Source organism: Cellulosimicrobium sp. CpK407 (assembly GCF_051844275.1).
Classification (GTDB): Bacteria; Actinomycetota; Actinomycetes; order Actinomycetales; family Cellulomonadaceae; genus Cellulosimicrobium; species Cellulosimicrobium cellulans_G.
This window is the reverse complement of sequence record NZ_JBGNYC010000011.1, coordinates 1-25492: the sequence shown is the minus strand read 5'-3', so window position 1 is coordinate 25492 and position 25492 is coordinate 1. Positions and strand designations below refer to the sequence as shown.

The following is a 25492-nucleotide window of genomic DNA, read 5'->3' as shown; positions in this document are numbered from 1 at the left end:
CCCATGTCCTACGTCAAGCCCGCCGAGCTCGTCCCGACGATCATCGACGCCGGCGCCAACAAGGTCCTGCTGTCCACGCGCGACACGCTCGTGCGGTCCGCGATGGGCGGCGCGATCCTCGCGATCGCCGCCGCGTTCGCGGTGACGGTCACGGTCACCACGGGCCACGCGATCCTGGGCGCCGTCCTCTTCCCGGTCGGTTTCATCCTGCTGTACCTGCTCGGGTACGACCTGCTCACCGGCATGTTCGTCCTCGGCCCCCTGGCCTGGCTCGACAAGCGTCCGGGTGTCACCGTGCGCGGCGTCCTGCGCAACTGGGGCCTCGTGTTCGTCGGGAACTTCCTCGGCGCGTTCGCCGTCGCGGTGATGATGGCGATCGTCGTCACGTACGGGTTCGACACCCCGCCCAACGAGGTCGGTCAGGCGATCGGGCACATCGGCGAGGGCCGCACGGTCGGGTACGCGGAGCACGGGGCGTCGGGCATGCTCACGCTGTTCGTGCGCGGCATGCTGTGCAACTGGATGGTGTCCATGGGCGTCATCGGCGCTATGGTCGCGAAGGACGTGCCCGGCAAGGCCGTCGCGATGTGGATGCCCGTGATGCTGTTCTTCTTCATGTCGTTCGAGCACTCGATCGTCAACATGTTCCTGTTCCCGTCCGGGCTGCTGCTCGGCGGCGAGTTCACGATCATGGACTACCTCGTCTGGAACGAGATCCCCACCGTGCTCGGCAACCTCGTCGGCGGGCTGCTCCTCACCGGCCTCCCGCTCTACCTCACCCACGGCCGCCCGGCGTCGCGCCGCCCGGCCCAGGAGTCCCGGCCCGGCCCGACGGCGGAGCGTGAGCTGGTCTCCGAGCCCGCCTGACGCGGGGCCCGCCCGACGCGATCCCGACCCGAGCGCGCGTCACCGGCTCCGGTCGGCCTCGCGCCGCACGGCGCGCGTCCCGACGACGAGCCCCCCGATCGTGAGCGCGAGCGTCAGGCCCGTCGCGACCAGCACGACGACGAGACCTGCCTCGTCGCCGACGAGGAACAGGACCGGGGCGGCGGCGACGAGCACCCAGCCCGCGGCCTCGCTCAGCGGCCGGGCCGCCCGGTGGGCGGTGCGCCACGCCTCGTCGCTCGCGAGCGTCGTCGCGGTGCGGATCCCGGCGAGCTGGTTGCGCCCGAGGCGCCCGGACGCCGTCGCCCGGGCGCACCAGACGAGCAGGACCCCGGCACCGGCGAGCACGAGCAGGAGGACGACGTCGGCGATCGTGTCGGCGGTCATGTCCCCACCCTGTCAGACGGCCGTCACCGGTAGGCGCGGGCCTGGAGCGCGTACATCTCGGCGTACGACCCGCCCGCGGCGGCGAGCTCGTCGTGGGTGCCGAGCTCGGCGACGCGGCCGCCGTCGAGCACGACGATGAGGTCGGCGTCGCGCACGGTCGAGAAGCGGTGCGAGACGAACAGCGTGACGCCGCCGGACGTGCTGCCCGTCCGGTGCGCGGTCTCCGTGAACCGCTCGAACAGCGCGTGCTCCGCGGTCGCGTCGAGCGCGGAGGCGGGCTCGTCGAGCGCGAGCAGGAGGGGGTCGGCGCGCAGCAGCGTGCGGGCCAGACCGAGCGTCTGCCACTGCCCGCCCGAGAGCTGGGCGCCGTCCGCGTAGCTCGTGCCGAGGACCTGGTCCAGGCCGTCGGGCGAGCGCTCGACGATGGGGCGGGCGCGGGCCTCGTCGAGCGCGGCCCACAGGACGTCGTCGTCGTGGAGCGCGTCCACGCGCCCGATCCCGACGTCCTCGCGCAGCGAGAGCTCGAGGCGTGCGAAGTCCTGGAACAGCGTCGCGACGCGCGACTGCCACGCGCTGGGCGCCACCTCGGCGAGGTCCACGCCGTCCGCGAGGATGCGGCCCGACGTCGGCCGGTACAGCCCGCACAGGAGCTTGACCAGGGTGGACTTCCCCGCGCCGTTCTCCCCCACGAGCGCGACGGTCGCGCCCGCGGGCAGGTCGAGGCTGACGCCGTCGAGGACGGGCCGGTCCGCGCCCGGGTAGCCGAAGGTGAGGTTCTCGACGCGCAGGCCGCCGGTGAGGTGATCGGGTAGCTGCCCGACGGCGGTCGCACCCTCGGCGGGCGCGCCACCCGCGACGCCGGCCGCGCCCGGCGGCGTCGCCGTCGCGCGCAGCTCGAGGAGCTTCTCGACCGTCCGTCCGGCGTCCTGCAGGTTGCCGAACAGCGACAGCGCGCCCGCGACCTGCGTGCTGACCTGGATGGCGAGCGTGACGACGAGCACGACCTGGCCGATCGCCGCCGTGCCCGACGCGGCGCTGCGCAGCACGAGGAGGACCGCGGCCCCGTAGGCGAGCGCGAACCACACCTGGCCCGCCGCGCGCAGCAGCGCGGAGCGCCGGTGCGCGCTCCACAGGACCGCGGTCGTGCGGTCCCACGCCGCGCGCTGCCGGTCCGCGACGAGGTGACGCGCGCCGAAGAGCCGGATCTCCTTGGCCGAGGTGCCCGTCGTCCCGGCGGTGACGAGGTGCCGGGAGAGGCGTACGTCGTCGGCCGCGGCGTCGCGCGCCCGGTCGAGCACGCGCTGCGCGCGGTCGGCGAGCCAGACGGGCGGCAGCGCTGCGAGGGGCAGCAGGAGCAGCCACGGCTCGACGAGACCGAGGATGACGGTGGTGACCAGGACCTGGAGCACCATGCCGCCGAGCTGGAGCGTGCCCTCGAGCGCGAGCCGGACCCGCTGCAGGCCCTCGGTCACCGACGTGAGGAGGCGGACACGGTCCGGGTCGTCGAGCTCCGCGAGGTCGGACGAGCCGTGCGTGAGCTGGGCGACCTCGTCCAGCAGGTGAAGCTGCTGGAGGTCCGCGACCTCGAAGTACGACAGGTGGGCGAAGTGGCCCAGCATGAGCTCCGCGACGACGAGGGCCGCCACCGCGCACGCGAGCCCGACGGCGCGCGCGACCTCGGTGTCGACCAGCGCGTCGGTGAAGAGGCCCAGCCCGACGCCGACGAGGGGGCCGGCGAGGAACCCGATCGTCAGCAGCACGCACGCGACCAGCAGGCGGCGCCGGTCGGTCCGCCAGGCGTGGGCGAGCATGAACCGGGCGGCGAGCGCGACGCGCTTCATCGGGCACCTCCGGAGGTCACGGCGGTCGGGGCGCCGGTGGCTCGGGCATCACGGTCGGGACCGAGGTCGGGGTCGGGGCCGTCGGGTGAGCCGTCGCGGAACCGGCGGGCCTGGAGGGTGAAGAGCTCGGCGTAGCGGCCGTCGGCGTCGAGCAGCTCGTCGTGCGTGCCCTGCTCGACGACGCGGCCCTCCGCGACGACGACGATCTGGTCGGCCGGGCGGACCGTCGAGAAGCGGTGCGAGATGACGACGGACGTCACGGCGCGCTCGCCCGCCACCGAGGCGACCGCGCCGTGGGCGAGGAAGCGCTCGAAGAACTCGGCCTCGGCGCGCACGTCGAGCTGCGCCGTCGGCTCGTCCAGGACGAGGACGTCGGCGCCGCCCGCGACCGCGAGGAGGGCGCGTGCCAGGGCGACCCGCTGCCACTGCCCGCCCGAGAGGTCGCGGCCCCCCGCGTACCCGCCGGAGAGCACCGTGTCGGCACCGTCGGCGAGGCCGTCCACGACGCCGTCCGCGCCGGCCGCGACGATCGCCTCGCGCAGCAGGTCGGAGTCGTCGCGCAGCTCGGGCGCGCCGAGCCCGACGTTGTCGGTGACGGAGAGCTCGAGGCGGACGTAGTCCTGGAAGATCAGGGCGAGACGGCGCCGCCACGCCTGGAGCGGGAGGTCGCGCACGTCCACGCCGTCGACGGTGATGCGCCCCCGCGTCGGCTCGTAGAGGCGCGCGAGGAGCTTGGTGGTCGTGGTCTTGCCGGCGCCGTTGAGCCCGACGATCGCCGTCGACGTGCCCGGGACGAGCGTGAGGTCGAGGCCCCGCAGGACCCACGCGCCGTCGTCCGAGTACCGGAACCACACGTCCTCGAAGCGGATCACGCCGTGCGGGACGGGGACGTCGTCGTCCTCCCCGGTGCGCTCGGGCGTGGCCGACCGCAGGCGCTGCTCGAACCGCTCGAGCGCGTCGAACGACAGCAGGCCGAACTGCGTGCGCACGTCGCACTCGGGGAAGTACACGCCGAACCGCAGGGGGATGAGCACCGCCTGGATCGCGACGCCGAGCGCGAAGAGGTCGAGCGTGTCGTCGACGGCGACCAGGACCAGGACGATCGTGCCGCCGACCAGGCCGATCGCCGAGAACCCGACGAACGGCCAGAGCTGGAGCCGACGGTTGACCGCCCACTGCGGCTCGAGGTAGGCCATCGTCTCCCGACGCAGACGGTCGCGCAGCCACCCGAGGACGCCGAGGAGGCGGACCTCCTTGGTGACCCCGGGCGTGGTCGCGAGCTCCCGCAGGTAGTACATCCGGCGCCGCTGGGGGTGGAGAGTCTTCCAGATCGGGGTGAGCTTGCTGAACGTGCCCCGTACCCCCGCGCGCATGGCGAGCGCCGTCGCGAGGATCACGGCACCCGCGACGGGCGAGACGACGGCCGCGACGAGCACCGCCGCGCCGACGACCTGCACGTAGCGGCCGACGAGCGGGACGAGCGCCCCGGCCGCGTCGCCGGGGCTCATGCTCTGGCGCGCGAACGCCGCGCGCGCGTCGGCGACGACGTCGAGCACCTCGGAGTCGTCCAGCAGCGCGAGCGGGGCGTCGGACAGCGCCGCGCCGAGGAGCCGGTCGATGCAGCGCTGGTCGACCCGCCGACCGATCGTCTCGACGATCCCCGCCTGGAACGGCGCGAGGAGCTGCTGCACGACGAGCGCCCCGACCGCGACGCCGAACACCGCGAGGAGGTCGCTCCACCCGGCGCTCGCCGCGCCGTCGGTCATGCTCGGCAGGAGGAAGAGCACGCGGCCCAGGGCGACGATGGACACGAGCGGCAGGAGGGCGAGGAGGACGGTCAGCGCGAGGCCCGCCGCGACGATGGGGACGCCTGCGTGCCGCAGCAGCCCCCACATGGTCGTCCAGCGTCGGACCCGCTCCCCCAGCGGCGGCTGCGAGGCCGCACCTTCGGTCGTCATGGCTCCCCCACCCGCGTCGCTCCGTCGCCTCGTCCGCCGCGACGCTAGCGCGGATCGTTCGGGGTCCGTAGTTATTACCCGTTCGATGAGACGGCCGTGGTGCCCGCGGCGCGGCACGCGCCGGGGCCCGACCGGTATGATCGAGCCCACAACTGCAGTACAGCCGCCCGAACCACGACGGGAGAGCTCGGCGCCACGGTCCAGCGGGCCGCCGCCGGCGCCGAAGGAGCAAACCCTCCCCGGGAATCTCTCAGGCCCCCGTACCGTCGTGGCGAGGCAACTCTGGAAAGCGGCCGTGCGCTCGTCGGACCCCCGGCGGTCGCGGCCCACCGACGGTGCAAGTCGGCGCGCCCCGGCCCTCGCGGCACGGCGGACCGGCAAAACTCTCAGGTCGACGCGTGCGTCCGATGACAGAGCGGGGAGGGACCCGCCGTCGTCCCCTCCACCGGGAGTCCCTCGTGACCCAGCCGTCCTTCGACCCCAGCTCACGGCACAACGCCGCGACCGGTGCGTTCGCGCCGCGCCACCTCGGCCCGCGCGGGCGAGAGGTCGGCGTGATGCTCGACCAGCTCGGCTACGCCTCGCTCGACGCGCTCGTCGACGCGGCCGTCCCGGCGTCGATCCGCACCGAGCGCGCGCTCGACCTGCCCGCCGCGCGCACCGAGACCGAGGTGCTGGACCACCTGCGCGCGCTGGCCGGCAAGAACGTCGTCAAGACGCAGATGATCGGGCTCGGCTACTACGGCACCGTCACTCCCCCGGTGATCCGCCGCAACGTCCTCGAGTCCCCCGCCTGGTACACCGCGTACACGCCGTACCAGCCGGAGATCTCGCAGGGCCGCCTCGAGGCGCTGCTCAACTTCCAGCAGGTCGTCGAGGACCTCACGGGCCTGGACGTCGCGAACGCGTCGCTCCTCGACGAGGCCACCGCGGTCGCGGAGGCCGTCGCGCTCATGTGGCGTGCCTCGCGCGCGAAGAGCGGCTACGTGGCCCTGGACGCCGACCTCTTCCCGCAGACGCTCGCCGTGACGCTCGGTCGCGCGCACGCCGTCGGCCTTCCCGTGGTGGTCGCGGACCTCTCGGGCGGCCTGGACGTCGGCCTCGCCGCCGCCCGCGCGGCGGGGGGCTTCCCCGCCGAGGTGGACGACGCCGCGCAGCTCGTGGGCGTCGTCGTCCAGCAGTCCGGGGCGTCGGGCCGTGTCGTGGACTGGCGTCCCGTGGTGGCGGAGGCCAAGGACGCGGGCGCGCTCGTCACCGTGGCGAGCGACCTGCTCGCCCTGACGCTGCTGGTCTCTCCCGGCGAGCTCGGCGCCGACGTGTCGGTGGGCTCGGCGCAGCGGTTCGGCGTCCCGCTGTTCTACGGCGGTCCGCACGCCGCGTTCATGGCGGTCCGCAAGGGTCTGGAACGGTCCCTCCCCGGCCGGCTCGTGGGCGTCTCGATCGACGCCGACGGCGACACCGCCTACCGGCTCGCGCTCCAGACCCGTGAACAGCACATCCGCCGCGAGAAGGCGACGAGCAACATCTGCACCGCGCAGGCGCTCCTCGCCATCGTGGCGTCGATGTACGCCGTCTACCACGGCCCCGACGGCCTCCGCGCGATCGCCGAGCGCACCCACGCCCACGCCACGACCCTCGCCGACGCCCTGCGCGCGGGCGGGGTCACCGTCGAGCACGACACGTTCTTCGACACCGTCCGCACCGTCGTCCCTGGCCGCGCGGAGGCCGTCGTCGCTGCAGCCGCAGCTGCTGGCGTGAACCTGTACAACCCCGACGCTCATCATGTACAGATCGCCTGCGACGAGACCACCACCGCCGCTACCCTCGCCACGGTACTGGCGGCCTTCGGCCTCACAGACCAGGCCTCTACCTCGCCAGACCAGGCCTCTACCTCGCCGGACCAGGCCTCTACCTCGCGAGGTGGAGGCGTGGTCACGAGCGGTGGTGAGGCGGACGGCGAGGCCGCCGTCCCCACCGGCGGCGTCTCGGACGCCCTGCCCGCGGCGCTCCGGCGCGAGACGAGCTACCTCCAGCACCCGATCTTCCACCTGCACCGCTCGGAGACCTCGATGCTCCGCTACCTGCGGCGGCTCTCGGACAAGGACCTCGCGCTGGACCGCACGATGATCCCGCTGGGCTCGTGCACCATGAAGCTCAACGCGACGGCCGAGATGGAGGCGATCTCCTGGCCGGGGTTCGCGGACCTGCACCCGTACGTGCCCGCCGACCAGGCGCTCGGCTACGCGGAGCTCATCGACGGCCTGGAGTCGGCGCTCGCCGAGATCACGGGCTACGCGGGCGTCTCGGTGCAGCCCAACGCGGGCTCGCAGGGCGAGTTCGCGGGCCTGCTGGCGATCCGTGACTACCACGTGTCGCGCGGCGACACGGAGCGCGACGTGTGCCTCATCCCGGCGTCGGCGCACGGGACGAACGCGGCGTCGGCGGCCCTGGCGGGCCTGAAGGTCGACGTGGTGAGGACCGCGGAGAGCGGCGAAGTGGACCTCGACGACCTGCGGGCGAAGCTCGCCGACCACGGCCCCCGGGTCGCGGCGATCATGATCACGTACCCCTCGACGCACGGCGTCTACGAGGAGCACGTGCGCGAGGTGTGCGACCTCGTACACGAGGCTGGCGGCCAGGTGTACATCGACGGCGCGAACCTCAACGCGCTCGTGGGCCTCGCGCGCCCGGGCGAGTTCGGCGGCGACGTCTCGCACCTGAACCTGCACAAGACGTTCTGCATCCCGCACGGCGGGGGCGGCCCCGGCGTCGGCCCGGTCGCGGTCGCCGAGCACCTCGTGCCGTTCCTCCCGGGCGACCCGCTCGCGCCGACGGCGGACGCGGGAGGAGCAGGAGCGGTACCCCAGGCCACGCCGGTCTCCGCGACGCGGTACGGCTCGGCGGGGATCCTGCCGATCTCGTACGCGTACGTCGCGCTCATGGGCCCCGACGGGCTGACCGAGGCGACGAAGACGGCGGTGCTCACGGCGAACTACGTCGCGAGCCGCCTTGCGGACCACTACCCGGTGCTCTACACGGGGCCGGCCGGGCTCGTCGCGCACGAGTGCATCCTCGACCTGCGCGGGATCACGGCGGAGACGGGCGTGACGGCGGAGGACGTCGCGAAGCGCCTCATGGACTACGGGTTCCACGCGCCGACGCTGTCGTTCCCGGTCGCGGGCACGCTCATGGTCGAGCCGACCGAGAGCGAGGACCTGGCCGAGCTCGACCGGTTCGTCGACGCGCTGATCGCGATCTGCGGCGAGATCGACGCCGTCTCCTCGGGCCGCTGGAGCGTGGAGGAGTCGCCCCTGCGCGGCGCCCCGCACACCGCGGCGGCGCTCGTCGCCGAGGCGTGGGACAAGCCGTACTCGCGCGAGCTCGCGGCGTACCCGGTCGCGAGCCTGCGCGCCGGGAAGTACTGGCCGCCGGTGCGCCGCATCGACGGCGCGCGGGGCGACCGCAACCTGGTGTGCTCGTGCCCGCCGGTGGAGTCCTACGTGACGGGAGACCTCGCATGACCGACCAGCAGACCGACCAGCCGACCGGAGACCCGACGGGCCGGCCGGCCGACGAGCCGACGGACAAGCCGACGGACAAGCACAGCCCGCTGCACGACGAGCACGTCGCGCTGGGCGCGAACCTCACGAGCTTCGGCGGCTGGCAGATGCCGCTGCGCTACACGTCCGACCTCGCGGAGCACCGCGCGGTCCGTGAGGCCGCGGGCCTGTTCGACCTCTCGCACATGGGGGAGATCGAGGTCGCGGGACCGCAGGCCGCGGCCGCGCTGGACCACGCGCTCGTCGGCAACCTCACGGCGGTCACGCCGGGTCGGGCTCGGTACACGATGATCTGCCAGGAGGACGGGGCGGTCCTCGACGACCTCGTCGTGTACCGGCTCGACGACGAGCGCTTCCTCGTCGTCGCGAACGCGGGGAACGCGGACCTGGTCGCGCGCGAGCTGGTCGAGCGCGCCGCCGGCTTCGACGCCACGGTCACGGACCAGGGTGCGGGCACGGCGCTCGTCGCGGTCCAGGGCCCCCGCGCGGAGGAGATCGTCGTCGGGCTGACGGACGTCGCTGGCGCGGACGCCGGCTCGGACGCTGCCGAGACCGTGCGCGGGCTGAAGTACTACGCGGCCGCCCCGCTCGCACTGCGGACGGACGCCGGTCCGGTCGACGCGCTCGTCGCGCGCACCGGGTACACGGGGGAGGACGGCTTCGAGCTGTTCGTGCCCGCGGACCGTGCGGCCGACCTGTGGCACGCGGTGCTCGCGGCCGGTGCGCCGCTGGGCCTCGTGCCGGCCGGCCTGTCCGCGCGCGACTCCCTGCGCCTGGAGGCGGGCATGCCGCTGTACGGGCACGAGCTCGACACGACGACCACGCCGTACGAGGCGGGTCTCGGTCGCGTGGTCAAGCTCGACAAGGTCGCCGCCGACGGCACGCCGCTCGAGTTCGTCGGTCGGACCGCGCTCGCCGCGCGCCGGGAGTCCGCGCCCGCGCGGGTGCTCGTCGGCCTGAAGGGGCTGGGGCGCCGTCCTGCCCGGGCGGGCTACGCCGTCGTGCTGCCCGGGGGAGCGGTGGGGGAGTCGGCGCGTCGCGTGGGCACCGTGACCTCGGGGGCGCCGTCGCCGACGCTGGGGTACCCGATCGCGCTGGCGTACGTGACGCCCGAGCTCTCGGCGGAGGGCACCGAGCTCGCCGTCGACGTGCGCGGCCGGGCCGAGCCCGTGGTGGTCGTGCCGCTCCCGTTCTACCGTCGTCCCCAGCAGTCCTGACCCCGCAGTCGTCCCGAAGAGCTCGAAGGAGAACCCCATGACCGAGGCCCAGTTCCCGGCCCACCTGCAGTACACGGCGGAGCACGAGTGGATCGACGGCTCGAACCCGGCCGTCGTCGGCATCACCGCGACGGCGGCCGAGGCGCTCGGCGACATCGTCTACCTGGAGCTGCCGGAGGTGGGTGCCGAGGTGACCGCGGGGAGCGTCATCGGCGAGGTGGAGTCCACCAAGTCCGTGTCGGAGCTCTTCTCGCCCGTCACGGGCACCGTCGTCGAGGTGAACCAGGCCGCGATCGACGACCCGGCGGTCGTCAACTCCGACCCGTACACCGACGGCTGGCTCTTCAAGGTCGACGTGGTGGAGACGGGGGACCTGCTCACCCCGGACCAGTACGCGGCGCACGTCGGGAGCTGATCTCCTGGACGAAGTGTGACGTAGATCACACCGCTGAACCGGCGTCAGACGGCCTGTGGAGACCTTCCACCGCGCCGTCCGGCGCCGGTTCCGTCTGTCCGGAAAAGCCCTCTGACCTGCGAAGACCCGGCCACGCGCGACTCGGCCGACCGGCTTCTGACGTTCGGTCAGATCTCGGGGTGAAAAGTCGCGTCATGAACGGGACCTTCGTCCATCTCTTCTTGTAGCAACACACCGGAACTCGCCACGTGGGGATGACGTGACCGGAGAGCACCTGGAGGAGAACATGAGCACGATCGAGCTGGTCCGCCCCGTGGCGGCCCCGTCGGAGATGATCGCCACGCCGATCGCTCCGCTGACCCGCCGCGAGCGGGTCGTCCTGTCCAACCTGTCTGAGGACGTCACGCTCGAGCAGATCGCCACCAAGCTCTTCGTCACGCGCAACACGGTCAAGTCGCAGGTCCGCAGCCTCTACCGCAAGCTCGGGGTCTCGACCCGCGCCGAGGCCGTCGCCTGGGCGCGGGCGGCCGGCCTGCGCTGACCGACGGCCCGTCCACGCCGGCGGGCCGTCGGCGTGACCGCGTCACCCGCACGACACGACGCCGTGCGACACTCCGCGTATGACTCTGCGCAGACTGGTGGTGGCTGCGGCGATCGTCGACGATCTCGTCGCTCCGCGGCTCCTGCTCAGCGCGCGCCGGTCACGGCCGTCGCACCTCGCAGGTCGCTGGGAGTTCCCCGGGGGCAAGGTCGACCCCGGTGAGACCCCGACGCAGGCGCTGCACCGCGAGCTGCGCGAGGAGCTGGGCGTCGCCGTCGAGCTCGGTGACGAGCTCGTGGGGCCCGACCACGGGACGTGGATCATCACGGACCGGCACGTCATGCGCCTGTGGTTCGCCCGGATCACCGCCGGGGAGCCCCAGCCGCTCGTGGAGCACGACGCGCTGACCTGGCTCGACGCCGGGTCCTGGCTGACCGTCCCGTGGCTCGACGCCGACGTCCGGATCGTCGAGGCGCTCGCACGCCAGGTGGCGGCCGAGGCGGTCTGAGCCGTCTGACGCGGCACCCCGTGCCCGAGAGGAACCCGCGCCGACCCTACCGGCCCGCCCGCCGTGAGTGCTGGGTAGGTGTCGTCAGGAGCGCGGTGACACGACAGATACCCAGCACTCAGCGGGGGTGGGGTCAGCCGACCGGCTGGACCCAGGGGGACGGCGCCGGGGGAGCGACGACCGGCGGGCGGTCGTTGCAGCTCGGCGCGTTGGGCACGAACCGGCCGAGCCAGTTCACGGTGCCCGGCTCCCACGGGCTGAGCGACGTGCCGTCGTTGCCGCCGAGGTCCGTGAGCGTGAACTCGGTGCCGCCGTCGGGGAAGGTGAACGCCCCGCAGTTGTTGACGCCTGCCCAGCCGACGTTGCGCGCGTCGACGTTCTCGAACGTCGCTCCGCCGCGCACGCGCGCGCTCACGACGGACGTCCCGGTGCCGTCGACCCGCACGTCCTTGAAGGCGACGCCCTCGATCGCGACCTGGTCCTTCACGCCCCAGTCGGAGACGAGCATGATCGCGTTGTACGTGCTGTCGAGGTAGTGGTCGCCGGTGACGCGGACGTCGGCGTCGATGTCGCGGTCGAGCGCGTAGAACCAGATCGCGCCGAGCCCGATGTTCCAGTTGAGCTCGAGCGTGCCCGCCCGAACGGCGGTGTTGTCGGTGAGGTCGAGGCGCCCCGCGAACGGCTCGGCGCCGAACCGCGACCCGACGTGCAGCCCGCTGCCCTCGCGCACCGGATCGGCGACGAGGTTCGCGCGGACCGTGTTGTCCGTGCCGCCGTAGACCGCGATGCCGTTGGCCAGGGTGTTGGACTGGATCGTGTTGTTCTCGAACACGTTGCCCGCGTTCGCCAGCTTCTCCGACCACATCGCGAGGCCGTCGTCGCCGGAGTTCCGGACGAAGACGTTCCGCACGACCGAGTTCGTCACGCCCCCGTGGAAGTTCAGCGCGTCGGCGATCTGGTCCACGACGACGGTGTTCTCCACGCGCAGGTCGTCCATCGGGCCGTCGAACCACAGCCCCACCTTGGTGTGCTGGATGTACAGGCCGGAGATTGACGAGCTGCTCAGCGCGCCGCCGACGCCGTTGACCTGGTCGGTGTCGACGCGCTCGCGCACGTCCCCGACGATCGCGAAGTCGCGCAGGTGCACGTTCGTGCTGCCGCCCTCGTCGGCGTACCTCCCGTAGAACCCGACGCCGGTGTGCACGGACCCGTCGGGTGCGGGCGTGTCGAGCGCGACCTCCTTGCCCCGGAACACGGTGTACCAGCTCCCCGCGCCCTGGATGGTCACGTCGTCGACGAGCACGTGCCGGTTCACCTGGTAGACGCCCGGCGGCACGTACACCTCGAGCCGGTGCTTCCTGGCGAACGCGATCGCCTTGTCGAGCGCGTCGGCGGAGTCGCGGCGGCCCGTGGGGTCGGCGCCGAAGAGCAGCACGTTCGCCGCGAGCAGGCGCACCTTCGGGGAAGCGACCTTCTCGGAGTCCAGCAGGTCGATCACGGTCCACTCCGCGGCTCCGCTCGCGGGCACCGTGAGTCGGACGACGTCGCCCTTCTTGTAGGTCTGGCCGAGCAGGAGGCGCTGCTCGTCGTAGAACTTCATGGGCCGGAACGGCTTCTCGAACGTCGGCGACGGCGACGTCTGGGCGGGGACGCACGCGCACTCGGTGACCCACCAGCCGGGCTGGAGGAGGTCCGCCGTGGGGTCGTTGGTGAACGGGTACTGGTTGTACTGGTAGGAGTACGCCGAGGTGAGCGTCATGCGCCGGTCGAGCCCGACCTTCTTGCCCTGGCGCAGGACCGACACGTCGAGCGGCGACGTGATCCCCCCGCCCGTGGGGGAGTCGGGGATCGAGTACCGGACCGTGATCGCGTTCGCGTCCGCGGGGAGCGTGAACTCCACGTTCTGCCCCGCCGTGAGCCGGACGGCCGAGCGACCCGACGCCTCGGCCTCGATCGTGTACGCGTCGCGTCCCGGGCCGATGACCGTCCCGGTCGTCACGGCGTTCTCCGCCTCCTGCTCGAGGAACGGGACGGCCGCGCCGCGTCCCTCGACGAGCGCCGGGTCGACGGCGGCCCGGGTCACCACGGCGGGCGCCGGCGGGCGGGGCTTGCCGTGGGCGAGGGCCGACGACGCGGTGCCCGCCACGAGCGTGAGGGCGACGGCCGTGGCGGCTGCGACCCGGGCGCGTCGCCGCGCCACGGGGTGATATGTGCTGCGAATCATCGTTGACCCGTCTTCTCTCGGGAGGCGGTCGGCCTCCGTGCTCACCGGAGGGTGTGCTGACCTCCGGGCCGCTGCGCAGCCGCACCTCCGCGCAGGGTCGTTCGTGCCGAACACTAGAGCGACGTCGATGCGAGCACAAGACTATGTAGCGATATTGCGGTCATTCGTCTACTTCTTGCGTCGGAGTCCTGCCCGTCGGTCGGCGGAGCGCGAGCCGTGGACATCGGCGGGCCACGTGTCTACCCTGGGTAGACGAGCGGTTCTGCCACGGTAGAAAGGTGCCCATGAGCCTCAACATCAAGAACGAGCGCACGCACGCGCTGGTGCGCCGGCTCGCGGAGACCACGGGCCAGTCGCAGACGAGCGCGATCGAGGAGGCCGTCCAGCACCGTCTCGACGAGGTGCTCGAGTCCCGGTCGAGGGGCGACGAGGCCGTCGCCGCCCGACGCGCCGAGATCGCCCGGCTTCTCGACGAGATCCGCGTCGACCTCGACGTCGATGACGTGCGCGCAGCCGAGGCGACGCTCTACGACGAGAGCGGTCTCCCTCGGTGATCGTCGACACGTCCGCGCTCGTCGCCATCGTCCTGGACGAGCCGGGCGCCGACACGCTCTCCGAGATCCTGCTCGCGGCCAGCCGTCCGCGCATGGCCGCCCCGACCCTCGTCGAGCTCTACGCCGTCCTGGACAGCCGATCGTCCCCGGCGCAGCGCCGCCGGCTCGACGCCCTCCTCGAGCTGTACGGGATCGAGGTCGAGCCCTTCACGGCCGAGCACGCCGAGATCGCCCGCGAGGCGTACCGCGAGTTCGGCCGGGGCAGCGGCCATCCGGCGCGCCTGAACCTCGGCGACTGCTTCGCGTACGCGCTGGCCGCGGCGACGCGCGACCGGCTCCTCTTCGTCGGCGACGGTTTCTCGCGCACCGACCTGCGCCCCGCGCACGAGGCCGCACCGCCGGCCTGAGCCGGGTCCGCGCGCCGCGCTCGACCCCGGACGACGCGCGGACCTGCACCGCGCCCGGTACGGTCGCCGCGTGAGCCGCCTCGGAGCCAGGACGCGTGCCTCCGCCGCCGCCGCGGGGGAGAGGGTCCCGCCGTGGGTCTCCGTCACGCTCGGCGTCGTGTGCGCGGTCGTCGGCGCGGTCCTCGTCCTGCGGCCGTTCGCGTCGCTCGCGTTGCTGGTGGTCGCGGTCGTCGTCGGAGCCGTCGTCCTCGGCGTCACGGAGCTCGTCGGGGGCCGGTCACCCGAGCGGCCCGACGACCCCGGTGCGCCGCAGTCTCCGCGGTGGCCGCACGTCGCGCGCGGCCTGCTGTTCCTCGCGCTCGCGGTGGCGGTCGTCGTGTGGCCGGCGCCGTCGATCGTCGTCGTGGCGGTCCTCGTCGGCGTCGGGCTCGTCGTCGCGGGCGTCCTGGACGGGTTCGAGGGGGCCCGGTCGGCCGGCGTCGACCGCTGGACGCGCGTCGCGCTCGGCATGGCCTCGGTGGTGCTGGGCGTCCTGGCCCTCGCGTGGCCGGACGTCACGGTGCTCGTCGTCGCGGTGGTCTTCGGCGCGCGCGTCGTGGTCCTCGGCGTCCGCCTCGTCGTCGCCGGGGTCCGCCGCGCTCGCGGGCCGGCGGGACCGTCCGGCGCCACCGACGGTGCCGTGCCCGGCGGCGGGGGAGGCGCGCCCGCGGCGCCCGGCACGTCCGAGCCTCGCCGCCACGGCCGGGTGGCGCTCGTCGGCGCGGTCCTCGCGGTGGTCGCGGCCGGCGCGCTCGCGGCCGTCAGCGTCGGGCTGCACCGTGCGGCGCCGCAGGTCGACGCGTTCTACGACCCGCCCGCGTCCGTCCCGGGCGAGCCCGGTCGGCTCCTGCGCGCGGAGCCGTTCACGCGCGAGATCCCCGACGGTGCGACGGCGTGGCGCATCCTCTACACGACCACCCGCGACGAGGGCGAGCCCGCGGTGGCGAGCGGGATCGTCGTCGTGCCGGACGCCCTCCGGGACGACGCCGCGCCGCCCGTGATCGCGTGGGCCCACGGCACGACGGGCTTCGCCCGCGGCTGTGCGCCGTCGGTCCTCGCCGAGCCGTTCGAGTCCGGCGCGTTCTTCCTGCTCGACGACGTCCTCGCGCACGGCTGGGCGCTCGTCGCCACGGACTACGTGGGCCTGGGTACCGACGGCCCGCACCCGTACCTCGTCGGGCAGGGCGAGGCGCGGTCCGTGCTCGACGCCGTCCGCGCCGCGCGGGAGCTGGACGGCGCGACGCTCGGCGAGCAGACCGTCGTCTGGGGACACTCGCAGGGCGGCCACGCCGCGCTGTGGACCGGGGCCGTCGCCCCGGAGTACGCGCCCGACGTCCCCCTCGCGGGCGTCGCCGCGCTCGCGCCCGCGAGCGACCTCACCGGCCTCGTGCCCCACCTGGAGAACGTCGCGGGCGGCAGCGTCTTCGCGTCGTTCGTCGTGGAGGCGTACGACGCGATCTACCCGGACAGCGACGCGGCGGGGTACGTCCGGCCCGGTGCGCGGTTCGTCGTGCGGGAGATGGCGTCGCGCTGCCTGTCGGAGCCGAGCGCGCTCGTCTCGGTCGCGGAGGCCCTGTCGATGGACCAGCCGCTGTGGACGACCGACCCGACGACCGGCCCGCTCGGCGAGCGCCTGGCCGAGAACGTGCCGACGGGTCCGGTCGCCGCGCCGCTGCTCGTCGCCCAGGGGGCTTCCGACACGCTGATCCTCCCGACGGCGCAGGAGGCGTACGTCGGCGCGCGGTGCGCGGCCGGGCAGCCGGTCGACTACCGCACCTACCAGGGCCGGGACCACGTCGGGCTCGTGCAGGCGGACTCGCCCGCGGCGACGGACCTCGTGCGGTGGACCGAGGCGCGGCTCGCGGGCGAGCCGCCGACCCCGACGTGCGCCGCCGGGTGACCGGTCCTCAGGGAGCGACCAGACCGCCGTCGGGCGCGCGTACGCCCGCGGCCCACGCGTCGTGGCCCGCGAGGTCCGCGGGGTAGCGGGCCGCGGCGCGCTCGTCGAGGTCGACGCCGAACCCGGGCGCGTCGTGCGGGCGCAGCCAGCCGTCCACGATCCGCAGCGTGCCGGGGAAGACCTCGTGCACGGCGTCGGAGTACACGTGGCCCTCCTGGATGCCGAACGCGGTCGACGTGACGTCGAGCGCGACGTTCGCCGCCGCGCCCACCGGGGAGGTGTCGCCCGGCGCGTGCCAGGCCGTGCGCACCCCGACCAGCTCGGCGGCGGTCGCGAGCGCCCGGCCCGCGCTGAGCCCCCCGATCGCGCTGATGTGGCACCGGATCAGGTCGACGCCGCCACCGAGGACGAGCCGGGCGGCGTCGGGGAACGACGTCGCGAGCTCGCCGACCGCGATCGGCACCGGTGACGCCGCGCGCACCTCGGGCAGGCGGTCCCAGTGCTCCGGCGCGAGGACGTCCTCGAGGAAGAACGGGCGGTACGGCTCGAGGGCTCGCGCGAGCATCACGGCCTGCTTGGGGGTGAGGCGCGAGTGGACGTCGTGCAGCAGCTCGACCTGCTCGCCGAGCGCCTCGCGGGCGGCGGCGAAGAGCCGGGGCGTGCGGCGCAGGTACTCCTCGACGCTCCACCCGCGCGGGTTGGGCGCGGCGGGGTAGCCCGGCTCGGGGTCGGCGGCCGTGCCGTAGTGGCCGATGCCCGGCTGGCCGGTCTGGATGCGCACGTGCCGCCACCCGGCGTCGACGATCCGGTGCGCGTCGTCGATCGTCTCCTCGACGGTGCGCCCGCTCGCGTGGAGGTACGTGTCGGCGGCGTCGCGCACCTTGCCGCCCAGCAGCTCGTGCACCGGCATGCCCGCGCGCTTGCCGGCGATGTCCCACAGCGCCATGTCGAGCCCGCTGATCGCGTTGTTCCCCACTGGCCCCTCGCGCCAGTACGGCGCGAGGCGCACGAGGCGCACCAGGTCGCCGACGTCGCCGGGGTAGCGACCGACGACGATCCGCTCGAGGTGCTGCTCCACGTACGCGGCCACCGCGTGCCAGCGCTGCGTGTACGTCGCGCACCCGAGCCCGTAGAGGCCGGGCACGTTCGTGTCGACGCGCACCACGACGAGCGGGATGCCGTCCGGCGCCGTGACGATCGCGCGCACGCCCGTGATGCGCGTGCCGTCGCGCGCGGGCCACGGGTTCGCGAACGCCGGGTCGACGGGGTGGACGGTGCTGAGCGGGGCGTCGGTCACGGGGTCTCCGGGGTGGGTCGGGCGTCGGGCTGGGTGCGGGGCCGGGCGGCAGTCCCGCCGTCGGGTGGGGCGGGCGCGTCGTCCGGGCGGTGGAGCGAGTGCCGCGGCCGGAAGCCGAGCAGCTCGCGCGCGCGGCGCGTGTCGACGAGGCCGTCGCGCGGCCCGATCGCGCGGGTGAGGGGTACCTCGGGCGCGTAGCGGGCGAGGAGCTCCGGGGTCGGGGCGTCCAGGAGCGTGTCGTCGGCGGCGAGCCCGACGACGTGCGCGCCCGTGAGGTCGGCCGTCAGCCCGGCCTCGATCGCCGCGACCGCGTCGCGCAGGTCCAGGTAGGCCCAGCCCTCGCGTGCCATGACGCGCGGGTCGCGGGCGACGGCGGCCGCGGTCTCCCGGAGCCCGGCGGCGTCGCGCACGTGCGGGAAGCGCAGCGCGACGACGTCGAGACCCCACCGGCGCCACGCGGCCCGGGCAGCAGCCTCGTCCGCCTGCTTCGAGAGCGAGTAGGCGTCGGCGACGTCGGCCGGCACGTCCTCGTCGAGCGGGTAGTAGGCGGGGTGCACGTCGTGGGGGTTCATGGGGACCCCGAACGCGTTGATGCTGCTCGCGAGCACCGCGCGCCGCACGCCCTGCTCGCCCGCGAGCGAGAGCACGGCCCAGGTCGCCGTCGTGTTGGTCGCGTACACCTCGAGCGGGGTGCCCAGGTTCGGGTGCGGGATCGCCGCGAGGTGGACGACGGCGTCCGCGCCCTCGAGCCCGCGGCCCACGTCCTCGGGGGAGCGGGCGTCGCCGACGACGAGCCGGTCGGCGGGGCAGGGGTGCTCGAACGCGGTGGACAGGGCCGTGACGACGTACCCGCGGTCGAGGAGATGCTGCACGGTCGCGCGGCCGATACCGCCGTCGGCGCCGGTGACGAGGACGCGCGTCATGCCCTCACCCTACGTCCCGGTCAGGCCTTGTCGTCGCGTTCTTGCGGGCTGTCTGTCGTCGTCTTGCTCTCCGGGGTGGCGGCGATCGCCCGCGCGCGCAGCATGCTCGCGACGTCCGCGAGCGTGCTGCCCACCGCGCGCGGCGCGCGCTCGGGGCGGAGGTAGCGGGCGTCGTCGTCCCCGTCGTCGATGTCGCCCCGCAGCGCGTCGGCACCGGTCCAGGGCGGCGGGGCGTCGGCCGGGACGGCGGTCGCCGTCGTCGCTCCCGGCACCACGCGGCCGCCCCCGGCTCGCCACGCGAGCGTCGCGTCGACGAGGCGGCGGTACACGCCCGCGTCGAGCGGGTCGCGGAGCCACGCGTCCGCCGCCTCGGCGACGTGCCGCGCGAGCCGCGCGTCCTGCTCGGTCATGCGGTCTCCTCGGGCGCTCGTTCCTGCTGCGCGCGAGCCTAGTCCCGGCCGATCGTCGCCACCGGACGACAGCCCTCCGGGAGGCGGGTGCACACCGAGGGTATACACCGAGTGTGCACCTGTGGTTCACTCGCCCCATGACGGTCCCCATGGCGATGCTCGCGCTGCTCGACACCGGTCCTGCGCACGGGTTCGTGCTCAAGCGGAGGTACGACGGACTGCTCGGCCACGAGCGCGAGCTGCGGTACGGGCAGGTCTACGCGACCCTCTCCCGGCTCGAACGCGACGGGCTCGCGGCGGGCGTCGGGGTCGAGCCCGGAGCGGGGGCTGACCGCAAGGTGTACGCCATCACGCCCGGCGGCGTCGCCGAGCTCGACCGCTGGCTCACGACCCCGAACCTCCCGGGCGGACGCCCGAGCGAGCTGTTCACACGGGTCGTGCTGGCGCTCGCGAGCGGGCGGGAGGTCACGGGGATCCTCGACGCCCAGCGCGACGTGTACCTCGTCCGGATGCGCGAGCTCACGGCCGCGCGCCGGGCGGGCGACGCCGTCGACCGGCTCGCGGGCGACTACGAGACGGCGCACCTCGAGGCGGACCTGCGCTGGATCGAGGTCGCTGGGGCGCGGCTGGGGGACCTGCGCCGTGACGTCGCGGAGGCGCTGGGCGCGCCAGCGGCGGGCGCGCACCCGGAGGCCCCGGCCGGCGACGACGGCGGTGCCCGGTGAGCGACGGGGCGGCGCGGGACGTGGTGCTGTCGGCGCGCCGGATCGAGCACGCGTACGGCGCCGACCCCGTGCTGCGCGGGGTCGACCTCGACGTCGTCGCGGGCGAGGTCGTCGCGCTCATGGGGCCTTCCGGCTCCGGAAAGTCGACGCTGCTCCACCTCCTCGCCGGCCTGCTCGTGCCGGACGCCGGCCAGGTGCGGCTGCTCGGCCGGAGGCTCGACACCCTGGGGGAGCGCGCCCGCGCGCAGGTGCGCCTGCGTGACCTGGGCTTCGTGTTCCAGTTCGGCGACCTCGTGCCCGAGCTGACGGTCGTGGAGAACGTCGAGCTGCCCCTGCGGCTGCTCGGCACCCGGCGGCGCGAGGCGCGGTCGGTCGCGCTCGGGCAGCTCGACCTCCTCGGCATCGCCGACCTCGCCGACCGACGCCTCGTCGAGGTCTCGGGCGGGCAGGCGCAGCGCGCCGCGGTCGCCCGTGCGCTCGTCCACCGGCCCGCCGTCGTGCTGGCCGACGAGCCCACCGGCGCGCTCGACACCGTGGCGGGCGAGCTGGTGCTCGAGGCGCTCGTCGGCGCCGCGCGCGACACGCGGACCGCGGTCCTGCTCGTCACGCACGAGGTCGGCGTCGCGGCCTGGGCCGACCGCGACGTGCAGATCCGCGACGGCCGCGTGCGCCCGACGGCGGTCCTCGCGTGAGCCCTCTCGTCCTCCTCGGCGCGCGTCTCGTCCGGGCCGGCGGACCGCTGCGCGCCGTCTCGCTCGTGACCGGGTGCGCCGTCGCCGTCGCGCTCCTCGCAGCCGCGTGGGCCCTTCCGGACGCGCTGTACCCGGTCGTGCGGCCCGGAGACGTGAACCCGCAGCGCGGTGTGCTCGTCTCGCTGCTCGCGCTCGTCGTCGTCCCGGTCGCGGCGCTCCTGCTCGCCGTGGGGCGGCTGTCCTCGACGGTCCGCGACCGGCGGCTCGCGGCCCTGCACCTCCTCGGCGTGAGCCGGGCGCGGCTCGCTCTCGTCGCCGCGGTCGAGAACGGGATCCCCGCGCTGCTGGGTGCGGGACTCGGTGCCGTGGGGTTCGTCGTGGTCCGGGGTGTGCTGGAGCACCTGCTCGACCCGGTGCTGCGGGCGCCGATCACGGGCGGATGGCGCCTCGCCACGGTCGTGCTCGGCGTCGTCGTGCTGTCCGTCGTCCTCGCCCTCGCGTCGTTCCGGCGGCTCGACGACCCGCGCGCCGCGACGAGCGAGTCCGCCCGGCCCCGGCTCTCGCTCTGGCGGCTCGCCCCTGTGCCCGTCGCCCTCGCCTGCTTCGGGATCCTGCTGACGACCCCGCCCGACGAGGTGGACGACGCGACGGTCGTGGCGCTGCTCGTCGGTCTCGCCGCCTCCGGGGTCGCCGTCGTCCTGGTCACGCCCCTGGTCTCCTCGCGGGTCTCCGGGACGCTCACCCGCACGGGGAGCGTGCCCGCGCTGCTCGCCGGCAGGGCGGTCCAGACCCAGCCCGCGGCGACCGGCCGCCGCGTCGTCGCTCTCGGCCTGACGGTCTTCGTCGCTTTCGCCGCCGCGGGGTACCTCGGCGTCTACGAGTCCACGCCGCACCTGGCGTACGCGATCCACAGCATCGAGGAGGGCCCGCAGCGGATGTTCGTCACGGCGGGCGACTCGCAGGAGGACCTGCGCGACAAGGTGCTCCCCGCCGTGGAGCGGGTCGACGGCGTGCTCGACGCCGAGCTCTCCTACGCCGTCGACCCCGTGACGTGCGCCGAGGGCGACGGGTCGGACTGCCCGTCCGTCTACGTGGGCACGTGCGAGCGGCTCGGGCGCGCGATCGTCGTGGCCGGCTGCCGCGACGACCAGGCGGCGTGGATCGTGCACGGCGCCGGCGACGCGTCCCCGGCGTGGGCGCCCGAGCGGGTCGACACGCTGCTCCTCGCCGACCGGGACTCCGGCGCCACGCACACCGTCCCGCTGCCCGGCGAGATGACGCAGGACGACGACGCCGTGACGTCGCAACGTCCCCTGGGTGGAGCGTCGTACGACGTGTTCGTGCCGCAAGGGCTCGCGGACGGCTGGGGCGTCCGGGTCTCGGGTGCCGAGCTCACGGCCCTCGGCGGGCCGGACGTGCGGGAGCGGCTGCTGGCCGTCGTCGAGGCGCACGGTGCCTGGGGAGACGTGCCCGAGCTGCACGACTACCGCCAGGTCGTCACCGTGCGCACCACGGTGTGGAGCGTCGTCGGGATCGCCGTCGCGGTGTCGCTCCTGACGTACGGACTGACGACGATCGACCGCGCGCGGGAGCGGCGCCGCGGACGCGCGCGGCTCATGGCCGTCGGCGTCCCCGCCCGGGTGCTGCGCCGCGCGCAGGCACTCGCCGGCGCCCTGCCGCTCGTCGTCGCGGTCGTGGTCGGTACCGGTCTCGGCGTCGTGGCGACGGCGGCGTACTCCCACGTCGCCGGAGCCGTGTTCGCGATCGAGCCGACCGTCCTCGCGCTCATGATCGCCACCGTCCTCGTGGGAGCGCTGGCCGTCTCGCTCGCGACCCTGCCTCTCACACGGAGCACGGTCACGGCGGAGGCCCTCCGGCAGGAGTGACGCGGCGCGTTGCGAGTGCCCGCGCGGCGCGCGACGGTGGCGAGCGGAGGTGGTCGCCGTGGCCGACGTGTTCCCCCGGATCGCCCAGGTCGTGCTCGACACGACCGACGCGCGCGCGCTCGCCGAGTTCTACCGTGCACTGTTCGGGCTCGCGTACCGCGCGGGCGACGAGCCGCCGCCGGCGGGCGACCCGGACCCGGCGGGTGCGGACTGGCTCGTGCTGCGCGCCGCGCCGGGCGGGGTTCAGCTCGCGTTCCAGCAGGTCGGCGCGCTCCCGCCGTCGACCTGGCCGGACGAGGGCGTGCCGCAGCAGCTCCACCTCGACTGCACCGTGCCGGACGTCGCGGAGCTCGACCGGCAGCACGAGCGCGCCCTCGCGCTCGGGGCGCGCCTGCTCCACGACCGCTCGGACGACCCGGAGGAACCGCTGCGCGTCTACGCCGACCCGGCGGGCCACCCCTTCTGCGTCTTCGTCGGCTGACCGCCGGAGATCGACCCTTGCATACCCCCCACCGGTATAGTACCTTCACCGCCAGATACCCCCATGGGGTATCTGGCGACGGGTTGCCGTCGCCTCGCGTGCCGCCGTCCCCGGCGGCCGGACAGGGCCTTCGAGGCCCGGAGGAGGACGCTCGATGTCGGACGCATCGAGGCGGGGCTGGGCCCTCGGGCTCATCGCCACCGCGCAGTTCATGGTCATCATGGACACCTCGATCATCGGGGTGGCCCTCCCACGCATCCAGGAGGACCTGGGCTTCACGCCGGGGAACCTGTCGTGGGTCTTCAACGCGTACGTCGTCGCGTTCGCCGGGCTCCTGCTGCTCGGGGGCCGGCTCGCCGACCTCTTCGGCGCCCGGCGCATCTTCACGATCGGCTGGGCGGTGCTGCTCGTCGGCTCCGTCGTCGCCGGGGCGGCCGAGACAGTCGCGGTCGAGCTCACCGGGCGCGTGGTCCAGGGCGCCGGCGCCGCGCTCGTCGCCCCCGCCGCGCTCACCCTGCTCATGTCGATCTTCGGGTCCAGCCCTCGGGAGCTCACGCGGGCGCTCGCGGTCTACGGTGCCGCGGCACCCGCGGGCGGTACCGCCGGCGTCTTCCTCGGCGGTCTGATCACCGAGTACGCGAGCTGGCCGTGGGTGTTCTGGATCAACGTGCCGATCGCCGTGCTCGTGCTCGCCGTCACCCGGGTCCTGCTCCCCGCCGGCTCGACCACGCGGGGGTCCGTCGACGTCGTCGGCGCGCTCACGGTCACCGTGGGCCTCGGTGCCCTCGTCTTCGCGGTCGTGCGGGCGCCCGAGGTCGGGTGGGGCGCGGCGCAGACGTGGGTCGTGCTCGGCGCGGCGCTCCTGCTGCTCGTCGGCTTCGTCGTCAGCCAGGCCCGGCGCAGCCAGCCGCTCGTCCCGCTGCGGATCTTCCGGACCCCGAACCTCGGGGCGGCGAACCTCGCCCAGGCGCTGCTCGGTGCCGCGTGGGTCGCGATGTGGTTCTACCTCAACCTGTACCTGCAGCAGGTCCTGGGGCTCGGCGCCTTCGCGTCGGGCGCGGCGCTCGTGCCGATGACGGCGCTCGTCATGGTCGGGATGGTCGCGCTCGCGCCGCGCCTCATCGCCCGCTGGGGGAGCAAGGCCCTGGTCGTCGCCGGTCTGCTCGTCCTCGCGGTCGGTCTCGGGTGGCTCTCGCTCGTCCGGCCCGACGGCGCGTACGCCGTCGACGTGCTGCCCGCGACGCTCGTCGCGGCGCTCGGGATGTCGCTCGCCTTCATCCCGTCGCTCGGGACCGCGATCTCCAGCGCCCCGCCGCAGGACGGCGGCCTCGCGTCCGGGATCGTCAACACGAGCTACCAGGTGGGGTCCGCCCTGGGCCTCGCCGCGATGACGGCCGTCGGCGCGGCGTTCGGGGCGACCGCGAGCGACGACCTCGTCGCGCTCACCGACGGGTACTCGGCGGTGTTCCTCGGGGCCGGGGTCGTCGCGCTCGTCGCAGCGCTCCTCAGCGCGGTGCTGCTCCGCACGCCGCCCCGCACCGGGGCCGGCGAACCGGCGCGCGAGAGCGAGGCCGTCGGCGCGTGAGTCGCGCACGACCCGCCACGGGCGGTCGCGGGCCACGCGCGCGACCGCCCGTGGCGTGCCCGGCACCGACGGCGCTCGGTTTCGCCTCCCGCCGCCCGGCACGCGATCATGCGTGCATGACCGTGACTCCGCTCGCCACCGCCGAGGTCTGCACCGACCCGGTCGGGAACCTCGATCCGGCGGGCGACGCGGCCGCCGTCGTGCACGTCGTCGAGGCGCACGAGCGGCTCTCCCGCGACGCCCGCGACGTGCGCGACGTCCGGCCGTGAGCGCGGAGGCCACCCGGCCCGACGGCGCCCCCGAGCCGGGGACCTGGCAGCCCGACGGCGACCGCCCGCTCGTCCTGCGTCTCGCCGAGCGGCGGCCGTTCTTCCTCGTCCTCGGGCTCGCGCTGATCGCTGCGGCCGTGCTCGTCGTGCGCCAGGTCGTGCTCCACCCGGAGTCGGTGCGGGTGCCCGTCCCGGTCGCGGTGGTGCTCCTGACGCTCGTCGTCGCGTTCCTCGGCGGGCTGGGTACCGCGACCGTGCTGGCCTTCGTGCGGGCGCCCCGGCACACCGTGACCGTCGGCCCCGACGGCCTGCGCCTCGATGCCGGCGCCCTGTGGCTCGACTGGGTCGACCTGGACGCCGTCGCGGTCCACGTCGAGTCCGTCCGGCCTCCGAGCACCCATCTCCTGCCCAGGGGTCCGGCCAGCTCCGTCACCGTCTCGCTCCGGTGGTGCCCGCGTGCCGAGACCGACGACGCCGACGGCGCCGACAGCGACGCCGCACCGCTCGCCCGCCTGGTGCTCCCCGAGCCCTTCACGCACGAACGCCTGCTGTCGTCCGTCCCGTTCACGGCCGACCTCGACGTCCCCGTCGCCCGCGACCTCGACACCGCCCTGCGCCACTTCGCCGGCGAGGCGTACCGCCCCCTGGTGCTGCCGAGGGAGACCCGTCGTCGGTCGGCGTAGACCCGTGGTCGCGCGAGACAGAACCGTGGCTCCACCTCGGCGGGGCCGGGGGTCCCCGGGCGTCAGGCGGACTTCTCCCGCGGGGCGCGCGACCGCGCGGTCGAC

At 74.6% G+C, this 25492-nt stretch carries 23 protein-coding genes and 1 riboswitch; of the genes, 16 read left to right on the top strand and 7 right to left on the bottom strand.

Annotated features, from left to right (window positions below):
* Positions 1 to 3: 3 nt before the first annotated feature.
* The gene (locus ABWU78_RS07060; RefSeq protein ID WP_439157952.1) at positions 4 to 867 is read left to right on the top strand and encodes a formate/nitrite transporter family protein; all 864 of its coding nucleotides are present in this window, start codon (positions 4 to 6) and stop codon (positions 865 to 867) included.
* Between the two features lie 39 nt (positions 868 to 906).
* On the opposite strand, the gene ABWU78_RS07055 is transcribed toward ABWU78_RS07060, so the two are convergent.
* Genes ABWU78_RS07055 through ABWU78_RS07045 form a run of 3 tightly spaced genes read right to left on the bottom strand, consistent with a single transcriptional unit; the run spans position 907 to position 5071 of the window.
* On the bottom strand, positions 907 to 1272 hold the full coding sequence (locus tag ABWU78_RS07055; RefSeq protein WP_439157951.1) for an SdpI family protein: 366 nt from the start codon (positions 1270 to 1272) through the stop codon (positions 907 to 909).
* Positions 1273 to 1295: 23 nt separating this feature from the next.
* Complete coding sequence (locus ABWU78_RS07050) at positions 1296 to 3113, bottom strand: ABC transporter ATP-binding protein (RefSeq protein ID WP_353706994.1); 1818 nt, start codon at positions 3111 to 3113, stop codon at positions 1296 to 1298.
* Entirely contained in the window at positions 3110 to 5071 is a 1962-nt protein-coding gene (locus ABWU78_RS07045) for an ATP-binding cassette domain-containing protein (protein ID WP_253051654.1), read from the bottom strand. The genes ABWU78_RS07050 and ABWU78_RS07045 overlap by 4 nt, the downstream gene beginning before the upstream one ends.
* Before the next feature lie 168 nt (positions 5072 to 5239).
* Positions 5240 to 5347, top strand: a riboswitch (glycine riboswitch).
* A 131-nt stretch (positions 5348 to 5478) separates the two neighbouring features.
* On the opposite strand from ABWU78_RS07045, the gene gcvPB reads away from it, so the two are divergent.
* The 5 genes from gcvPB to ABWU78_RS07020 all read left to right on the top strand — a co-directional run bounded on the left by gcvPB (position 5479) and on the right by ABWU78_RS07020 (position 11312).
* Positions 5479 to 8592 (top strand): aminomethyl-transferring glycine dehydrogenase subunit GcvPB, encoded by a 3114-nt coding sequence (gene gcvPB / locus ABWU78_RS07040; RefSeq protein WP_253051655.1) that lies wholly within the window; start codon positions 5479 to 5481, stop codon positions 8590 to 8592.
* Complete coding sequence (gene gcvT / locus ABWU78_RS07035) at positions 8589 to 9848, top strand: glycine cleavage system aminomethyltransferase GcvT (protein WP_253051656.1); 1260 nt, start codon at positions 8589 to 8591, stop codon at positions 9846 to 9848. Before gcvPB ends, gcvT begins: the two co-directional genes overlap by 4 nt.
* 37 nt (positions 9849 to 9885) lie before the next feature.
* The gene (gene gcvH, locus ABWU78_RS07030) at positions 9886 to 10263 is read left to right on the top strand and encodes a glycine cleavage system protein GcvH (RefSeq protein WP_253051657.1); all 378 of its coding nucleotides are present in this window, start codon (positions 9886 to 9888) and stop codon (positions 10261 to 10263) included.
* A gap of 331 nt (positions 10264 to 10594) precedes the next feature.
* Positions 10595 to 10804: a helix-turn-helix domain-containing protein gene (locus ABWU78_RS07025; protein ID WP_253052488.1), complete on the top strand. Its 210-nt coding sequence runs from the start codon at positions 10595 to 10597 to the stop codon at positions 10802 to 10804.
* Positions 10805 to 10883: 79 nt separating this feature from the next.
* Positions 10884 to 11312 (top strand): (deoxy)nucleoside triphosphate pyrophosphohydrolase, encoded by a 429-nt coding sequence (locus ABWU78_RS07020; protein ID WP_253051658.1) that lies wholly within the window; start codon positions 10884 to 10886, stop codon positions 11310 to 11312.
* 133 nt (positions 11313 to 11445) lie between these two features.
* Here ABWU78_RS07020 and ABWU78_RS07015 read toward each other — a convergent pair whose 3' ends face one another.
* The gene (locus tag ABWU78_RS07015) at positions 11446 to 13536 is read right to left on the bottom strand and encodes a glycosyl hydrolase family 28-related protein (protein WP_439157950.1); all 2091 of its coding nucleotides are present in this window, start codon (positions 13534 to 13536) and stop codon (positions 11446 to 11448) included.
* A 284-nt stretch (positions 13537 to 13820) separates the two neighbouring features.
* Here ABWU78_RS07015 and ABWU78_RS07010 point away from each other — a divergent pair, with 284 nt between their 5' ends.
* The 3 genes from ABWU78_RS07010 to ABWU78_RS07000 all read left to right on the top strand — a co-directional run bounded on the left by ABWU78_RS07010 (position 13821) and on the right by ABWU78_RS07000 (position 16436).
* Positions 13821 to 14090 carry a type II toxin-antitoxin system VapB family antitoxin gene (locus ABWU78_RS07010; RefSeq protein ID WP_253051660.1) on the top strand — a complete coding sequence of 90 codons (270 nt, stop codon included), beginning with the start codon at positions 13821 to 13823 and terminating at the stop codon, positions 14088 to 14090.
* On the top strand, positions 14087 to 14497 hold the full coding sequence (locus ABWU78_RS07005) for a type II toxin-antitoxin system VapC family toxin (RefSeq protein WP_253051661.1): 411 nt from the start codon (positions 14087 to 14089) through the stop codon (positions 14495 to 14497). Before ABWU78_RS07010 ends, ABWU78_RS07005 begins: the two co-directional genes overlap by 4 nt.
* Before the next feature lie 70 nt (positions 14498 to 14567).
* On the top strand, positions 14568 to 16436 hold the full coding sequence (locus tag ABWU78_RS07000) for a lipase family protein (RefSeq protein WP_253051662.1): 1869 nt from the start codon (positions 14568 to 14570) through the stop codon (positions 16434 to 16436).
* A 7-nt stretch (positions 16437 to 16443) separates the two neighbouring features.
* Here the strand turns inward: ABWU78_RS07000 and ABWU78_RS06995 are convergent, their stop codons facing one another.
* From ABWU78_RS06995 to ABWU78_RS06985, 3 genes are read right to left on the bottom strand one after another with little or no spacing between them, the layout of a single operon-like run.
* Positions 16444 to 17733, bottom strand: coding sequence for an enolase C-terminal domain-like protein (locus ABWU78_RS06995; protein ID WP_253051663.1), 1290 nt, complete (start codon positions 17731 to 17733; stop codon positions 16444 to 16446).
* Positions 17730 to 18656, bottom strand: coding sequence for an NAD-dependent epimerase/dehydratase family protein (locus ABWU78_RS06990; RefSeq protein WP_253051664.1), 927 nt, complete (start codon positions 18654 to 18656; stop codon positions 17730 to 17732). Before ABWU78_RS06990 ends, ABWU78_RS06995 begins: the two co-directional genes overlap by 4 nt.
* 20 nt (positions 18657 to 18676) lie before the next feature.
* Positions 18677 to 19066 (bottom strand): hypothetical protein, encoded by a 390-nt coding sequence (locus ABWU78_RS06985; protein ID WP_253051665.1) that lies wholly within the window; start codon positions 19064 to 19066, stop codon positions 18677 to 18679.
* Between the two features lie 137 nt (positions 19067 to 19203).
* Here ABWU78_RS06985 and ABWU78_RS06980 point away from each other — a divergent pair, with 137 nt between their 5' ends.
* The 7 genes from ABWU78_RS06980 (at position 19204) to ABWU78_RS06950 (ending at position 25387) form a co-directional block, all read left to right on the top strand.
* Positions 19204 to 19791, top strand: a complete 588-nt coding sequence (locus ABWU78_RS06980) for a PadR family transcriptional regulator (protein ID WP_353707001.1) — start codon at positions 19204 to 19206, stop codon at positions 19789 to 19791.
* Positions 19788 to 20483 (top strand): ABC transporter ATP-binding protein, encoded by a 696-nt coding sequence (locus ABWU78_RS06975; RefSeq protein WP_253051667.1) that lies wholly within the window; start codon positions 19788 to 19790, stop codon positions 20481 to 20483. Before ABWU78_RS06980 ends, ABWU78_RS06975 begins: the two co-directional genes overlap by 4 nt.
* Positions 20480 to 22369, top strand: a complete 1890-nt coding sequence (locus tag ABWU78_RS06970) for a hypothetical protein (RefSeq protein ID WP_439157949.1) — start codon at positions 20480 to 20482, stop codon at positions 22367 to 22369. The genes ABWU78_RS06975 and ABWU78_RS06970 overlap by 4 nt, the downstream gene beginning before the upstream one ends.
* Positions 22370 to 22427: 58 nt before the next feature.
* On the top strand, positions 22428 to 22850 hold the full coding sequence (locus ABWU78_RS06965; RefSeq protein ID WP_439157948.1) for a VOC family protein: 423 nt from the start codon (positions 22428 to 22430) through the stop codon (positions 22848 to 22850).
* A gap of 154 nt (positions 22851 to 23004) precedes the next feature.
* Positions 23005 to 24435, top strand: coding sequence for an MFS transporter (locus ABWU78_RS06960; RefSeq protein WP_439157947.1), 1431 nt, complete (start codon positions 23005 to 23007; stop codon positions 24433 to 24435).
* Between the two features lie 116 nt (positions 24436 to 24551).
* Complete coding sequence (locus ABWU78_RS06955) at positions 24552 to 24704, top strand: hypothetical protein (protein ID WP_439157946.1); 153 nt, start codon at positions 24552 to 24554, stop codon at positions 24702 to 24704.
* Positions 24701 to 25387 carry a hypothetical protein gene (locus tag ABWU78_RS06950; protein ID WP_439157945.1) on the top strand — a complete coding sequence of 229 codons (687 nt, stop codon included), beginning with the start codon at positions 24701 to 24703 and terminating at the stop codon, positions 25385 to 25387. The genes ABWU78_RS06955 and ABWU78_RS06950 overlap by 4 nt, the downstream gene beginning before the upstream one ends.
* Positions 25388 to 25492 lie beyond the last annotated feature (105 nt).